Below are 14,806 nucleotides of genomic sequence, written 5' to 3'. Positions count from 1 at the left end.
CTTAATGTTCAGCCCTTCACCGTGTCCGCGGCATTACCCCCGGCTTTGGACTACTATGGCTTCTGCTGACTTCTGCATTCTCACCATTCCGATTGCTCAAAGTGGTGCCGTATTTCATCATTTCCTGTCTGTCTTCTTTCTTCGTATCTCACAGACGGGCAGGACATTCCCTGTCTATGCCGGGATATTTGGAAACCGGAACCCCACCGGTAATTTCACTGGAAATAATTTCATATTGCATGGAATACAGATCTCCCCGAATAAGAGCGTGAACTTCCGATATGCGAGCGCATCATTTACCGTATCTCCTGTTCCCGGGCGTAATCATGTTGTGCTGACTGACCCAGAGACTCGGCCTTATATGATATTTCTGTTCGTCACCCCATATCTTTGCCATCCGGCTTCCTTCAGACCCTACCTCACGGTAACGCCCTTGCCATTGGCTAGTAATTTATGTTACGTTTCACAACGTTACATGGAACACTTACAGGGGACTCTAACCCCATTAGTTCACGCCCATGTCGGGCGTACACCAGGCGTTTAACCAGATGCGAAGAGGTTGGTTGCCTCATCTGCATCTTTGGGTGGCGCACTGGTTAACTCAAACGTTGAGCCTGTAGAATAACCATAACCACCTTGATATTATTGACAAAATATGCTATATTTTGCCGAAGTTAACCAAACAGACAACTGAACATCTAAAAAGAGGTTCATTGTGGCAAAATACAAGCCCTATAACCCTGCACAAGGTCATTTCCTCCCGGTCTTTTTCAACAAGCAGCTTCAGAAAGGTACTTTTGAGTACTCCATCAACTATCTTATAGATCATGAAATGGACTTGTCTCATTTGGATAGTCGTTATCGGAATGACGAAAATGGTGCCCCCGCTTATGATCCCCGTATCTTGTTAAAAGTTGTTTTGTTTGCCTATTCCAGAGGGATAACCTCAAGTAGAGAGATAGCCAAGTGCTGTGAGGAAAATGTGGTTTTCATGGCTCTATCAGCCCATAGCAGACCTCACTTCACAACCATTTCTAACTTTATTTCCAGTATGGATAAAGAGGTGATCACACTCTTCCGGGAGGTCCTCCTCGTCTGCGATGCAATGGGCCTCATCGGACGAGAGATGTTTGCCGTTGATGGATGTAAGCTCCCTTCAAATGCCTCAAAAGAGTGGAGCGGAACGAAGAAAGATTTTAAGAGAAAATGCCTGAAGTTGGAAAATGCCATTGAACGTATCGTCAAACGTCACCGTGAAGCAGATCTAACAAAACCTGAGAATAGAGTAAAGGAAACCGAGAAACAGTATGTTTCAACCCTGAAGAAACAGGTGAAAAAAATAAAAGAATGGATGGATGATAATGATGACAAGCCAGGCCATAATAAGACTCCCACCAAGTCCAACATAACAGATAACGACAGTGCCAAGATAAAATCCTCCAATGGTATAATCCAGGGATATAATGGCGTTGCGATGGTGGATAACAGGCACCAGGTGATCGTTGGAGCTGCAGCCTACGGAGAGGCCACCGAATACAATTTACTATCTCCGATGATAGAAATAACGCGTAAAAACTTTGAGAGTATTGAGAGTGACGAAGATGTTTTCAAGACCACAAAACTGACCGCAGACAGTGGTTTTCACACCAATAAGAATATGGAGATGTTGGCAGAAGAGCAAATAGATGCCTATATCGCGGACCGCTATTTCCGCAAAAGAGACCCCCGGTTTGACAATGCTGGTAGATACAAAGAAAGAACAACAGAGGAACGCAGGAAAATAGATCACTCGCGCAAGCAGTTTCTTCCAAAAGATTTCACATTTGACCCAGAGTTTCGTTATTGCGTATGCCCAGCGGGTAAGCGGATGTACAAAAGCGGTTTTCCATTATTAAGAGGAGTGAAGCGTGCTGCTTTTACAGGCCAGAAAAAAAACTGCCGCCCATGTAAACTGAGAACCCAATGCCTCCGGTATCCAGAGAGAACAGAAGTACGACAAGTGACATGTGCGCTTGGTACGGTACCTACAAACACAGGTGCATCTTTTGCTGATAAGATGAAAAGCAAGATTGATTCTGTTATAGGCAAGGCCATCTACGCCAAGAGAATAGCAACAGCAGAGCCACCTTTTGCACATATCAGACATGTCATGGGATTAGATCGTTTCAGCTTTCGAGGGAAAAAGAAGGTCAACAACCAATGGCTGTTGTTTTGTGTCGTCCATAACCTGAAAAAGGTGCATAACTATGGAATGCCAGGAGCAACATAAGACAAACAAAGGGAAAGGCATGGGTTAGAAGATCAAATACATGCGTCTGTTATGATTTTCATGACAAATTTAGCAGGTGTGATATAACCAATTAGGATAAAAACAATTTAGTCTAAATCAGAATTCTGAAGTCAGGCAGGAGAACCTTTCTGGAAATTGGGTTTTTCTGCAGACTCGTTATTCGCCTCGAAACAATAACCATTGCACGAACCTCCTGAAGTACGTTATAATGTACCACATTCCACACCAAAGGAGATGCCCAAATGCAAAGATTGAGAGTAGATCAAGATATACGTTCTATGTCAGAATTCAGGGCAGGAATAGCTTCTTTTCTTAAGCAAGTCCACGATACTAAAAGACCACTAATTATTACTCAGCATGGCAAAGGTGCTGCTGTATTGTTGGACGTAGGCGAATATGAAGCTATGCAGGAAAAGATCGAATTGCTAAGTGATGTGCAAAAAGCAATTAGCCAAATTGAAAATGGAGAAGGAGTAGCACACAAAAACGCAAAGGATATGATCTTAAAGAGAATATCCAAATGAAAATAACCTGGTCTCCATTAGCTATTGATAGAGCCTCGGAAATTGCAGAATATATTTCATTAGACAATCCTACGGCTGCATCAAAATGGATTGATGATATTTTTGAAAAAGTTCTAATCTTAAATTCAATGCCCAAAATGGGCCGTACTGTTCCAGAAATAAACAGAAAAGAAATAAGAGGAATTATTTTTGGTAATTATCGAATAATTTACCGAATAGAAGAGATGAGTATTGCCATTCTTACTATCCGTCACACTAAGCAAATACTACCTGTAGATGAACTAATAGCATAACAAGGCGCTGCGGGAAAATTTTGCCAGTCCGATCTTTGGGCAAATATCGGGGTAAAGTGGCGAAATCCCCTGAGCTATAACGTACAGCCATTCCGAAGATTCAATATCCTGTCAATGTCCCAGATTAATAGATCTACTGTTCTTCTCTTATTTTAGCCTTATAATTTATGGGCTGCTATAAAGGAGATGAGTGTCTAGAATACTCGTGGCGATTCACACAAACCAGCAAGCATATCCTCCCTCACTAAAAGTTGACATCTAAATAGCGTGAGTATACACCTACAGTATGGATGAGATACACAATAGTATTATTCTTCACAAATGTCGCAGTTTTGCCTGGGACAAGGGAGTTGTTGATAAGAATTTGATCAAGCATGGGATTATATGAAAAATTTCACAGTAAAAAAACTCTTATTACCCATCTCCGAATATGCAACTGTATCGCTTGGCACAACGCTCTTCGACGCAATTTTAGCGCTTGAGCAGGCTCAGGAAAAATTCTATCACGGCAAATATCAGCACCGAGCCATTCTTGTTCTGGACGATGAGAAAAAAGTTGTCGGCAGAATCAGCCAACACAGGATACTCAAGGCTATAGAAGCCGGAGAGGAGCTTTCAAAAGACCTCAGCAAACTTAAAATGTTTAATTTCAGTGACGCATATATCGAAAACATCAGAGAAACTATTCGTCTTGACACAAAAATTTTCACCCAACAGGCCCTAAAAAAAGCTGCCGGTAAAAAAGTGGAAGAATTCATGCAGAAACCGACACCTGATGAATACGTTGCAGAATCAAGTCCACTTGATATTGCTGTTCACAAACTGGTGAGTGGCAATCACCTTTCACTACTTGTCAAAAGGGATGAGGAAATAATCGGTGTCCTGCGCATAGCAGATGTTTTTGTCGCAGCTTGCCATGGAATGAAGGCATTGAATATTGGAGAAAAGTAGCACGACACAACACTCCATGATTCCATGGAAAAGTTAATAGGACAGACTTCTTCCCCTATTCAAGGATACGCCATGTACGAAATTGAAAAGATTTTCAACAGAATCATCCAGCGAGTGAATATCAATCTTCGAGATCTTACTTTTGACGTAAGCCCCTTTGTTAAAGACCATATCAATCTGGAAAAAATGAGTGAATTCTATGCTTTTTATGGAATCACAGCAGATATCCCACTCAACCTCAAGTTTATTCACAGTGGTCTTGCAGGCAGTTATTTTCTTGGTAATTGTCGAATATCAGATTCGCTGCTCTACAAATCAGATATACGAGGTGACGAACTCAAGCGAAAAGGGGACACCTTTCAATACAAACACTTCAGTATTGATCTTGCAAAAGACGAGCTTATAGACATAGAAACCAGTGCTCTTATAAAGACACTGGTGCACAACTACTCTCATGATCCCGAGACTCCCGAACGTTTTTTCATCAAGGATACACTGGCGCTTGATTACTCAAATATCCATGGAGCGCCCTCTGATGGCTGTTTTCTTGGTTCTTTTGCAACAATTGATCTTACAACCATGCGCGATTGCGTAATAGGCCCTTATTCCTACATACAGGCCGGCGAGATCAATCACCTCAACGTCGAACCTGGAACAATTTGGGTCAACAGCCCGGGACAATTTAATTTTCTCTATCAATATCCCACAAAAAGACTCAAGCAATACATTCACTGTTCCCCTGAAAAAGGGCCAACTGGGCTCCTGATTGATTTCATTGAGGCACGCAAAGATGCATTCAATACGATTTTTGACGCTGCCAACCTGGAAGACACAATCAAGGTACCGGAAAACGCCTCACTTGATCGTTATGCCGTCGTTCTGCCAAGCACAACGATTTCAGAAAATGTACTTGTTGCCCAACGTGCCTACCTGGAAAATTCCTATTTGGGCAGGGGGGCAAATGCTCAGGAACATTGTTTTATCATTAACTCTCGCCTGGAAGGGGGCAATGTCACAGCCCATGGTGCAAAAATAATTGAAGCCGATCTCGATGAAGGTGTGTTTGTAGGCTTCAACAGTTTTCTCTTCGGTAAACCAGAACATCGGCTCATAATAGGAAAGGGGTGTGTGATCATGCCTCATACCATTATAGACTCCGAGGAGACTCTCTCCATTCCTCAAGACACTCTGGTTTGGGGACTCGTCACCAATCAGCAGGAGCTTCAGGAAAACAGTATTTCACTCGAGAATCTCAAAAAAATTGAAACACATACCAACCAGGGAAACATGTTTTTTGAAGGCAGCGGATCCACCTTTGTTCAGGCTTTTAAAGACCGGATACAACACATTCTTGAGGTTAACGGTGCCTTTTTCCATGAGCATAACAACAATGTTAAAGGACACGCACAGAATAACCGTAAGCTTTCGTTAAATAATATCCAACCATTTCTCTTTGGCAACATGCAAGGGGTGTATCCGGATATTACCATTCTCCCCTGATGGATAAACTTTGCAGAGGGTGGTTTCCACCACTGTCCCCAGGCACAATTCCTATAAAAAAAAGAAGATCGCATGCAGCTATTTCATATTATCGCCATTCTTATCAGCCTGGCTGCCGCATTCAGTTGGGTAAATTACCGCTTTCTCCGTATGCCGACGGCCATTGGCTTAATGACCATTGCCCTTGTCATGTCCCTTGTTTTAATCGGTCTGGCTAAGTTTGGTTACGGTACCATTGGACAGGAGGTTGAAAGAATGCTCACCTCCATTGATTTTAATGCGACCCTGCTCCATGGAATGCTCAGTTTTCTCCTTTTTGCCGGAGCATTACATATCAATCTGGAGGATCTGGCAAAACAACGTCTGGTAATTGCAATCCTTGCAACAGCAAGCGTTATCGGGGCAACTTTTTTGATTGGTATTGGCGCCTGGTACATTTCGGCCTTGTTGGATCTGAATATTCCGATGATTTATTGTCTGCTCTTTGGTTCTTTGATATCACCCACCGATCCCATCGCGGTTCTGGGCATCTTGAAAACCGCCGGAGCATCTAAGAGCCTTGAGACAAAAATTGCTGGTGAATCACTCTTTAACGATGGTATCGCTGTTGTTGTATTTTTGGTGATAGCAGCGATGGCAACGGGAACAAAACCTGTAACGGTTGAGACCATATTTCATATTTTTGCAACAGAGGTTGTAGGTGGAGTTTTATATGGTCTGCTTCTTGGGGGCATTTCTTTCTGGATGCTGAAAAAGGTTGATAACTACTCCGTTGAAGTGCTCATTACCCTGGCTATCACCACCGGTGGTTATGTGCTTGCCGAATCTCTCCATCTATCCGCTCCCATAGCCATTGTTGTAGCAGGGCTGCTAATCGGTAACCACGGCCGTAAACTTGCCATGTCTCAATCAACACGTGAACACCTGGATACATTCTGGGAATTGATTGATGAAGTTCTCAACGCTGTGCTCTTTGTCCTTATAGGTCTGGAGTTGGTAATAATCACACTCGATCAAAAATATCTATTGGCAGGATTACTGGCAATCCCTTTGGTGTTAAGTGCCCGTATGATCAGTGTGGCCCTTCCCATTGGAATTATGCGGCGTTTTAGAAGTTTTTCGCCAGGGGTTGTTTCCATTCTCACCTGGGGAGGTCTTCGAGGTGGTATCTCTGTGGCACTTGCCCTTTCTCTGCCGTCTGGTGATATCCGTAATGCGCTGGTTACCATAACATATATGGTTGTTGTGTTTTCTGTTCTGGTGCAGGGATTGACCCTTGCCCCTCTGGTACGCGCCACAGCTTCCCGGGCAGAAGCTGAGCTTGGGCGGACACACCTGGACACATGAAAATGCTTTCTTTCACCTCCCCCACCACGCCTTTACATAAAAAATTCAGCTTGCACCTGATAAGTTCTTGTGAGAATGCATTAAGGATATTAAATAGAATAATAGTTATTGAATTACTTCTATCAGGAGTCTGTGATGTCAGCAAAACACCTATCCATGCTTGTCTGTCTGGTTATGCTTATCCCGTCATTTGTACAGGGTGAAGAAAAAGATCCCGTTATCCAGACCATTGAAAAAGCTCTGGACGAGTATAAAAAGAATGATTTCAGTAATGCAGCAAGCAGTCTCGATTATGCAAGTCAGTTGATTCGCCAGAAGAAAGGTGAAGCATTAAGCAGGATGCTTCCTGAACCTCTCACAGGCTGGACAGCAGATGAGGGCAAATCCCAGGTTACCACAGCTTCTCTTTTTGGTGGCGGTCTCACAGCCGAAAAAACCTATACAAAAGAGACTTCTGTTATAAACATATCCATCGTTACTGATTCGCCACTGATGCAATCCATGGTTATGATTTTTTCCAATCCTATTTTTGCAGCTTCCGCCGGACAATTTGAATTAATCAATGGCTATAAGGGGATTGTTAATTTTAAAAACAATGGCGGTGACATTAACATCGTTATCAACAACCGTTTTCTTGTTACCCTTAAGGGACAGAATGTATCCCGTGAGGAGCTTATGGAGTATGCGAAAAGCATCGATTTAAAATCTATTGCTGCTCTTCCATAATTTTAAATCAAAATAAATTATGTAGTTTTCACAGGGATGGCTTGATCGGTTATTTCTGTTGGAATCCCGTCCCTGTTGTTTCAATGGAATTGGCCTTCTTCACAACAACAGGGACGGCTTATGCAGCACCTGAACTGTTGTACTATTATTACGACGCTATTCTGCGTATAGAAACCACTAGTTAAAGACAATCATGGACAGTAAAGAAAGTAAAATTGCCGATGAAGTGCTCCTGAAGATATCCAAGGAAATAGCCATTAAATTTATTGAGGTGGGCAGACTCACCCCGGCGACCTTTGAGATCGGTTTTCCCAAAATCTTTGATACGATTAAGGCAACCGTGGAAAAAGAGTAATGGAACTACTCCCTGATCTGAACCGCGCTCCTGAAACCATCCGCCACATCCACATCATGGGGATCTGTGGTACCGGCATGGCAGCCCTTGCCGGGATGCTGAAAAGTTCCGGATACGAGATCAGCGGCTCCGACAAATCAGTTTACCCCCCCATGTCTGTTTTCCTTGAAGAAATTGGTATTACGGCCCATGACGGGTACGGTAAACAAAATCTGGAACCACGCCCCGATCTTGTTATCGTGGGGAATGTCATTACCAGAATAAATCCTGAAGCACAGGCACTGGCCGAGGCTAAAATTCCATACCTCTCTTTTCCTCAGGCACTGGCCCATTTCTTTATTCAATCGCGAACATCCCTTGTGGTCACCGGCACCCACGGAAAAACCACAACATCTTCCATTCTTGCATCCTGCCTCAATCGGGCAGGACTTGACCCCACCTTTATGATTGGCGGTATCGTCCGGGAATTTGATGCCAATTTTCGTCTCGGTAAGGGAGAGCATTTTGTCTCAGAAGGAGATGAATATGACACAGCCTTCTTTGACAAGGAATCCAAATTCCTCCACTATCGGCCAGACATTGCAATTATAACTTCGGTGGAATTTGATCATGCCGACATATTTACTGATCTGGAAGCCATTAAACGATCCTTTAAAAAGTTTGTTTCACTGCTTCCCAAAGACGGCCTTATCATCGCCCATCTTGATGATCCCAATGTGATGGATGTTGTGCGTGATGCCCCCTGCGAAGTACAAGGTTACGGCCAAAACACAAATCTGGACTGGTCGCTCCATAATGTCCGGGCAGAGGGTGGAATAACTCATTTCACCGCCCGCCTGCATGGTAAAAACTGGGCTGATTTCTCAGTACAGTTACCGGGTACCCATAACTGCCTGAACAGTTTAGCTGTTGCTGCAGTTCTCCATCGCATAGGTGTCACTCCTGCTGCCATCAATCAGGGACTCAAACAGTTTGGAGGTATCAAGCGTCGCCAAGAGGTACGCGGAGTAGTAAATAACATAACCGTAATTGATGACTTTGCTCACCACCCTACGGCCGTCAAGGAGACATTAAAAGCGTTAAAAGCTGCTTACCCAGGGCAACGCCTGATTACTGTTTTTGAACCACGCACCAACTCTTCACGACGCGCTGTTTTTCAGCGCGACTATGTCAGCTGTTTTGATTCTGCCGATCTTGTCTTTATTCGGGAACCGGTCCCCCTTGATAACGTGGCAAGCGATGAGCTTTTTTCTTCCAGACAACTTGCTGATGATCTAAAAAAACGCGGTCTTCACGCCCAATCCTGTCCTGATACCGATGCTATTCTGGACAGCCTGTTGCAAATCCTCCAGGCCAAAGATGTCGTCGCAATTCTTTCCAACGGTGGCTTTGACAATATTCATCAACGACTCCTGGAGAAACTCCAGTCAATCTGAAAAACAGACTCCCCTTTTCCTGACATAAATCCCTCTAATTTCTTGACCATTAGGCCAAGATACCGTAGTATTGAGCGCTCATTCATTTCACAGTTCAAATCTTATCCGCATTACCTGTGGAATATAAAGATTCGACAAAGTTCAGTTCATTATATTTTTTTAGAGAGGACCCACCATGAAACTCGCTGTTCTAAAAGAGACAGAAGAGGGCGAAAACAGGGTTGCTATCATTCCGGATTCCATCAAGCGACTTAGCCAACATGGCTTTGACGTTTTGATTGAAGCAGGTGCAGGCCTGGCGTCCGGTCATAGTGATCAGGATTACACGGATAAAGGAGCCACCATCGTGGCGACTGCCGCAGAACTTATCAGTCAGGGTGACTGTGTGATTAAAGTTCGCCCGCCATCCATGGAAGAAGCCGAAGCCCTTAAAGATGGCTCCTTCTATATTTCCATTGTCCAGTCGACCCTGCGCCACGACATCGTCAAAAAATTTCAGGATAAAAAAATCACGGCATTCGGTCTTGATATCATCCCACGAACAACTCTGGCGCAATCCATGGATGTTCTTTCCTCGATGAGTACCATTTCCGGCTACAAGGCAGTGCTCCTTGCTGCAGATAATATCAACAAGTTTTTCCCCATGCTTATGACTGCCGCTGGAACGATTGCCCCAGCGAAAGTTCTTGTTCTCGGTGCCGGAGTAGCCGGGCTTATGGCCTGTGCCACCGCAAAACGTCTTGGTGGAGTTGTTGAAGCATTTGATGTCCGCCCCGAAGTAAAGGAACAGGTCAATTCAGTCGGTGCCAAGTTTGTTGAAGTTCCAATAAAAGAAGACGGGTCGGGCGGTGGCGGTTATGCCAAAGAGATGTCAGATGAATATAAAAAGAAACAGGCTGAACTGATTTCCAAACACATTGCTAAATCAGATGTGGTCATTCCTACCGCTCTCATTCCCGGCAAGAAAGCGCCTATTCTGATCAGTGAAGAACAGGTTAAATCCATGAAACCCGGGTCTGTCATTGTCGATCTTGCGGCTGAAATGGGAGGCAACTGTGCGCTCACCACACCTGGTGAAAATATTGTTGTCCATGGTGTCCAGATTATCGGTCATGCCAACCTGCCTTCCACCATGTCCTTTCACGCCTCTCAGATGTTTTCCAAGAATGTTGAAAAATTCCTTTTCCATCTCTGTGATGAAAATGGTTTTAAGATGAATATGGAAGATGAAATCACCAGTGGATCACTGGTCACCAAAGATGGCGAGGTCATCCACCAACTGACCAAGTCACTCATGGCCGGATAAGGAGAAAAAAATGGATACAGGAACAATCATTATCGGTTTGACCATTTTTGTACTGGCCTGCTTTGCAGGGGCCGAGCTTATTTCAAAAGTGCCGCAAACCTTACACACCCCACTTATGTCCGCATCAAATGCCATTTCAGGTGTTGCCATCCTTGGTGCTTTGATTGCCACGGGTCGCCCCGAAAGTATTGATGCAGAATCCATGCTTGGATTTTGTGCAGTTGTATTTGCCACGGTGAATGTGGTTGGTGGATACATGGTAACGGACAGAATGCTTCAGATGTTCAAGAAAAAGAAGCGGAAGAAAAAAGAATAGTACAACCAGAGAGTTAACCTATGTCTATTGTTAATATTATCGATTTTGTATATCTGATATCGGCTGTACTGTTCATGCTTGGTATCAAGAATCTGAGCTCTCCAGCCACGGCAAAACTCGGAAACAAGCTGTCCATGGCTGGAATGTTAGTGGCAATTGCTGCCACACTCGCTTCCCCCGACATGTTCGGCTACACCATGATCATCATCGCCATTGCCATTGGTGCAGCCATCGGTGGCTATGCCGCTGTGAAGGTTGAGATGACCTCAATGCCTGAAATGGTTGCCCTGTTTAACGGGTGCGGTGGTGCTGCATCAGCACTTGTTGCCATGGCTGAGTTTAATGGTCATACCGGCGCATTTGCAAACTTCACCATGATAACCCTGCTTCTCTCCGTTATTATTGGTGGCCTTACCTTTACCGGTTCCATTATTGCCTACACCAAACTGCAGGGGATAATTTCCACACGCCCCATTACCTATCCATTCCAGCAGGTTGTCAATGCCGGGATTGTACTGCTAACCATTTTCCTTGCCTATTTAGTATTCCAGAACCCGGCCAACACTTTGGCGTTTTATTTTATTATTCTTCTGGCTTTGGGTCTTGGCGTTCTTGCCGTTATCCCGATAGGCGGAGCGGACATGCCGGTTATTGTATCACTCCTGAACTCTTACTCCGGACTTGCAGTTTCCATGACCGGTTTTGCCCTTAACAATAATGCCCTTATTATTGTTGGTTCCCTGGTTGGAGCATCGGGCCTCTTCCTCACCAAAATCATGTGTGATGCCATGAATCGCTCGCTCGCCAATGTCCTTTTTGGTGCCTTTGGTGCCGTTGATGACTCTGTAGCTGACGGTGGCGAAGGTCCCACTGGAAGTATGAAAGGATTCGAGGTTGAAGATGTCGCCATTACCCTTCAAAATGCAGATTCCCTGATCATTGTTCCAGGTTATGGTATGGCCGCTGCTCAGGCTCAGCATGTTACCCGTGAGCTCGGTGATTACCTTGGAGAAGAAGGTGTCGATGTTCGATATGCCATTCACTCAGTTGCCGGTCGTATGCCCGGGCACATGAACGTTCTTCTTGCCGAGGCTGATGTACCCTATGATCAGCTTTACGCCATGGAAGATATCAACGACGATTTTTCAACCACAGATGTGGTATTGGTCATCGGTGCTAACGATGTTGTGAACCCTGCCGCAAAAACCAATCCAGGCAGTCCTATTTACGGTATGCCTATTCTGGAAGTTGATAAGGCACAAACCGTCGTTGTCTTGAAACGTTCCATGAACGTTGGGTTTGCAGGAATTGAGAATGAGCTTTTCTTCAAAGACAACACCATGATGCTCTTTGGTGATGCCAAGTCCTCTATTCAAAAACTGCTTTCAGCAGTTAAAGAATAAAGTATTCCGTTTTTCATAAAAAAAGGCGGCTTGAGAGAACTCTCAAGCCGCCTTTTTTTTTCGTTTTCTTTATTTTCAAAGAATCTCTTGAAGTTCTACTTTCAACCGGGATACCGCTTCAGTAAAATCAAAATTCTCCCCCCCTAATTTCCCCTCTCTTTCAATGCTTGCGGCAATCTCGGCGATCTCAGCAAGACCCAGATTCAGAAGAGCACCCTTCAGGGTATGTCCTACCCGGCCAATTCCAATCAGGTCACCTCCATCAAGTGCTGTTTCCAGATCATTTAAATGATTTTTGAGAACAGCGAGAAAGGTAGGAAGCATGACGGCAACCTTCTCAACAGGTAATTGATAAAAATCCCGTACATGTATTTCCACCCGATCAGACAAGGATAGGTCTGTCATTTCACCCTACACCTCCTTTGTCAGCCAAGGCCTAACAAAGCTAATTGCTCCTGCAGTGTGGCCCTACTAACAGGTTTGGTCAGATACCCTGCACACTTCCCCTTCACCAGAGCCTCCATGATGTTTTTCGAATCATCAAGGGCTGTGATCATCAGAACCTTCACCCTCTCTTCCTCTGCTATCCCCTGCTCTTCTTCCAGCTTTCGAACAGTCTGAAGTACTGCCTGTCCGTCCATTTTCGGCATCATGATATCAAGACAAAGCAGATCAAATGACTGTTCGGTCGTGCTCAGACTTTGCTCGAAAATTTCCACAGCCTCAAAACCATCCCTGGCTACGTGACACTCTCCATATGGTTCCAGAAAATCAGCAAGCAAAACCTGGTTAACAGGAGTATCTTCTGCAATTAGAATCTTCATTGTGCTCCGATTAAATTTTAGAATTTCTCATAATTCTATGCTATACGAATGGATGGATTATTCAAATAAAAAACAGAATCCCTCTGGATTGTTTTTCAAAACATGAGATCTCGAATGAACGCCCTCCAGAGACGGATAGAGAAGCTGGTCATCTCATCCTCCCTGTTTCATCCCAAATCATCTGTTGTCTTAGGTGTTTCCGGAGGTGCTGATTCTATAAGCCTGTTACACATTCTCTCCAACCTCTTTCCGGCCACCAGACGTATAGCTGTTTACATTGACCATGGACTACGCCCTCTGGAAACCGAAGCTGAAAAGAAACTTGTCCGAGAGCAGGCCATGGCATGCTCTGCACATTTTGAATCTCTTACCATTGATGTCACAGGTGAACAGCAGGCAAAAGGTTGTTCACTTGAAGAAGCCGCCCGTGAACTCCGTTATCAGGCGCTTGAAACGCTCAGAGTCTCCCATGGAGCATCCGTTATCGCAGTTGGACACACAGCCGATGACCAGGCTGAAGAGGTTCTTCTTCGTCTGATTCGAGGGTGTGGAAGCAGGGGACTCAGTGGCATGGACTTGCACCATGGACACATTGTTCGTCCTCTGCTCCAGGAGACGAAAGACACCCTGCTCTCCTATTTAAAAGAACAGAATATTCCTTTTTGCCTGGATAGTTCCAATCTTGACAGACGCTTTTTGAGAAACAGAATTCGCCTGGAGCTATTACCAAAACTTGAAAATGACTACAATCAAGCGGTGCGCCAGACTTTGCTTCAGACTGCAACAATCCTCAACGACGAGGACAAGCTCCTCGAAGAAATAACTACAATCGCCTATCAGAGTGTTGTCGTTAAAGAACAGGATATGCTCTCTCTTTCACTTACTGGTTTTTTACAACAACCGATTGCCATTCAACGTAGAATCCTTGACAGGATATGCTGGACGCTGGGATCAAAACCGTCCTATAAGAAAATTAAAAGCCTGCTTGCCCTTGCAGAATCAGAAACCCGCAAAGAAATTCACCTCAGCAATGGTTTACGAGCAGTTCGAGAAGCTGAAATCATTTGTTTTCACCGTCCATCTCTTCGGAGCAGCTACCGTGGCACTGGAATCATCCGGAAATCATTTTCTCCCATTATCGTAAATGGCCCAGGTGTCTTTCCCATAGAAGAGCTTGGTCATACCCTACACATACAGTGCTTGCCATTTTCCCCGGCCCTGCCTGCCACTCCGGACACCCTGTTCCTTGATGCTGATTTGATACAATTTCCTCTTTCCGTCCGTCATATCAAGGAAGGCGAATGCTTTCAACCACTTGGTGCTCCAGGAAGAAAGAAACTATCCCGTTTTCTCTCTGATCACAAAATACCCATTATGGAAAGAGATAAGTATCCTCTTATCCTCTCAAAAGATACAATTCTTGCCCTAGTCGGCCTGCGCATAGACCATAATTTTCGAATCAGAAAACAAACAAAACAGGTATTGGCACTGCAATGGCTGACTTCATAAATATTCCAGCTTACCACTAATCCTCA

At 44.4% G+C, this 14,806-nt stretch carries 15 protein-coding genes; 13 read left to right on the top strand and 2 right to left on the bottom strand.

The genetic code is table 11. The features are described 5' to 3' along the window. Positions 1–715 precede the first annotated feature (715 nt). The 12 genes from UWK_RS11085 to UWK_RS11035 all read left to right on the top strand — a co-directional run bounded on the left by UWK_RS11085 (position 716) and on the right by UWK_RS11035 (position 12,447). Positions 716–2,269, top strand: coding sequence for an IS1182 family transposase (locus tag UWK_RS11085; protein WP_015404460.1), 1,554 nt, complete (start codon positions 716–718; stop codon positions 2,267–2,269). Positions 2,270–2,532: 263 nt separating this feature from the next. Then, positions 2,533–2,814: a type II toxin-antitoxin system Phd/YefM family antitoxin gene (locus tag UWK_RS11080; protein ID WP_015404459.1), complete on the top strand. Its 282-nt coding sequence runs from the start codon at positions 2,533–2,535 to the stop codon at positions 2,812–2,814. Next, complete coding sequence (locus UWK_RS11075; RefSeq protein WP_015404458.1) at positions 2,811–3,107, top strand: type II toxin-antitoxin system RelE/ParE family toxin; 297 nt, start codon at positions 2,811–2,813, stop codon at positions 3,105–3,107. The genes UWK_RS11080 and UWK_RS11075 overlap by 4 nt, the downstream gene beginning before the upstream one ends. A 384-nt stretch (positions 3,108–3,491) precedes the next feature. Next, entirely contained in the window at positions 3,492–4,058 is a 567-nt protein-coding gene (locus UWK_RS11070) for a CBS domain-containing protein (protein ID WP_015404457.1), read from the top strand. Positions 4,059–4,130: 72 nt separating this feature from the next. Continuing rightward, positions 4,131–5,558 carry a carbonic anhydrase gene (locus UWK_RS11065; protein ID WP_015404456.1) on the top strand — a complete coding sequence of 476 codons (1,428 nt, stop codon included), beginning with the start codon at positions 4,131–4,133 and terminating at the stop codon, positions 5,556–5,558. 72 nt (positions 5,559–5,630) lie between these two features. Further along, positions 5,631–6,905, top strand: a complete 1,275-nt coding sequence (locus UWK_RS11060; protein WP_015404455.1) for a cation:proton antiporter — start codon at positions 5,631–5,633, stop codon at positions 6,903–6,905. Between the two features lie 135 nt (positions 6,906–7,040). Beyond that, entirely contained in the window at positions 7,041–7,631 is a 591-nt protein-coding gene (locus tag UWK_RS11055) for a hypothetical protein (RefSeq protein ID WP_015404454.1), read from the top strand. A gap of 193 nt (positions 7,632–7,824) precedes the next feature. After that, on the top strand, positions 7,825–7,986 hold the full coding sequence (locus UWK_RS19600; RefSeq protein WP_015404453.1) for a hypothetical protein: 162 nt from the start codon (positions 7,825–7,827) through the stop codon (positions 7,984–7,986). Then, positions 7,986–9,422: a UDP-N-acetylmuramate:L-alanyl-gamma-D-glutamyl-meso-diaminopimelate ligase gene (gene mpl / locus UWK_RS11050; RefSeq protein ID WP_015404452.1), complete on the top strand. Its 1,437-nt coding sequence runs from the start codon at positions 7,986–7,988 to the stop codon at positions 9,420–9,422. Before UWK_RS19600 ends, mpl begins: the two co-directional genes overlap by 1 nt. Positions 9,423–9,597: 175 nt before the next feature. Next, positions 9,598–10,728 carry a Re/Si-specific NAD(P)(+) transhydrogenase subunit alpha gene (locus UWK_RS11045; protein ID WP_015404451.1) on the top strand — a complete coding sequence of 377 codons (1,131 nt, stop codon included), beginning with the start codon at positions 9,598–9,600 and terminating at the stop codon, positions 10,726–10,728. 10 nt (positions 10,729–10,738) lie between these two features. Further along, the gene (locus UWK_RS11040; protein WP_015404450.1) at positions 10,739–11,044 is read left to right on the top strand and encodes an NAD(P) transhydrogenase subunit alpha; all 306 of its coding nucleotides are present in this window, start codon (positions 10,739–10,741) and stop codon (positions 11,042–11,044) included. A 20-nt stretch (positions 11,045–11,064) separates the two neighbouring features. Continuing rightward, a complete protein-coding gene (locus tag UWK_RS11035) occupies positions 11,065–12,447 on the top strand; it encodes an NAD(P)(+) transhydrogenase (Re/Si-specific) subunit beta (RefSeq protein ID WP_015404449.1) in 1,383 nt (460 codons plus the stop codon). A 75-nt stretch (positions 12,448–12,522) separates the two neighbouring features. Here UWK_RS11035 and UWK_RS11030 read toward each other — a convergent pair whose 3' ends face one another. Then, positions 12,523–12,852 carry an Hpt domain-containing protein gene (locus UWK_RS11030; protein WP_015404448.1) on the bottom strand — a complete coding sequence of 110 codons (330 nt, stop codon included), beginning with the start codon at positions 12,850–12,852 and terminating at the stop codon, positions 12,523–12,525. Between the two features lie 20 nt (positions 12,853–12,872). Then, entirely contained in the window at positions 12,873–13,271 is a 399-nt protein-coding gene (locus UWK_RS11025) for a response regulator (RefSeq protein WP_015404447.1), read from the bottom strand. 114 nt (positions 13,272–13,385) lie between these two features. Between UWK_RS11025 and tilS the strand changes: the two genes are divergently transcribed. Beyond that, on the top strand, positions 13,386–14,780 hold the full coding sequence (gene tilS, locus UWK_RS11020; protein ID WP_015404446.1) for a tRNA lysidine(34) synthetase TilS: 1,395 nt from the start codon (positions 13,386–13,388) through the stop codon (positions 14,778–14,780). Positions 14,781–14,806: the final 26 nt, after the last annotated feature.

Origin of the sequence: Desulfocapsa sulfexigens DSM 10523 (assembly GCF_000341395.1) — a bacterium.
Classification (GTDB): Bacteria; Desulfobacterota; Desulfobulbia; order Desulfobulbales; family Desulfocapsaceae; genus Desulfocapsa; species Desulfocapsa sulfexigens.
Note: the sequence above shows the minus strand (reverse complement) of the source record. Positions and strands in the feature narration are given on the sequence as shown.

Excerpts from the sequence above, each read along its gene's own strand:
- UWK_RS11065 (WP_015404456.1), top strand. The coding sequence starts at position 4,131 with ATGTACGAAATTGAAAAGATTTTCAACAGAATCATCCAGCGAGTGAAT.
- UWK_RS11035 (WP_015404449.1), top strand. The coding sequence starts at position 11,065 with ATGTCTATTGTTAATATTATCGATTTTGTATATCTGATATCGGCTGTA.
- UWK_RS11070 (WP_015404457.1), top strand. The coding sequence starts at position 3,492 with ATGAAAAATTTCACAGTAAAAAAACTCTTATTACCCATCTCCGAATAT.
- UWK_RS11025 (WP_015404447.1), bottom strand. The coding sequence starts at position 13,271 with ATGAAGATTCTAATTGCAGAAGATACTCCTGTTAACCAGGTTTTGCTT.
- tilS (WP_015404446.1), top strand. The coding sequence starts at position 13,386 with ATGAACGCCCTCCAGAGACGGATAGAGAAGCTGGTCATCTCATCCTCC.
- UWK_RS11060 (WP_015404455.1), top strand. The coding sequence starts at position 5,631 with ATGCAGCTATTTCATATTATCGCCATTCTTATCAGCCTGGCTGCCGCA.
- UWK_RS11030 (WP_015404448.1), bottom strand. The coding sequence starts at position 12,852 with ATGACAGACCTATCCTTGTCTGATCGGGTGGAAATACATGTACGGGAT.
- UWK_RS11045 (WP_015404451.1), top strand. The coding sequence starts at position 9,598 with ATGAAACTCGCTGTTCTAAAAGAGACAGAAGAGGGCGAAAACAGGGTT.
- UWK_RS11075 (WP_015404458.1), top strand. The coding sequence starts at position 2,811 with ATGAAAATAACCTGGTCTCCATTAGCTATTGATAGAGCCTCGGAAATT.
- UWK_RS11080 (WP_015404459.1), top strand. The coding sequence starts at position 2,533 with ATGCAAAGATTGAGAGTAGATCAAGATATACGTTCTATGTCAGAATTC.
- UWK_RS19600 (WP_015404453.1), top strand. The coding sequence starts at position 7,825 with ATGGACAGTAAAGAAAGTAAAATTGCCGATGAAGTGCTCCTGAAGATA.
- mpl (WP_015404452.1), top strand. The coding sequence starts at position 7,986 with ATGGAACTACTCCCTGATCTGAACCGCGCTCCTGAAACCATCCGCCAC.
- UWK_RS11040 (WP_015404450.1), top strand. The coding sequence starts at position 10,739 with ATGGATACAGGAACAATCATTATCGGTTTGACCATTTTTGTACTGGCC.
- UWK_RS11055 (WP_015404454.1), top strand. The coding sequence starts at position 7,041 with ATGTCAGCAAAACACCTATCCATGCTTGTCTGTCTGGTTATGCTTATC.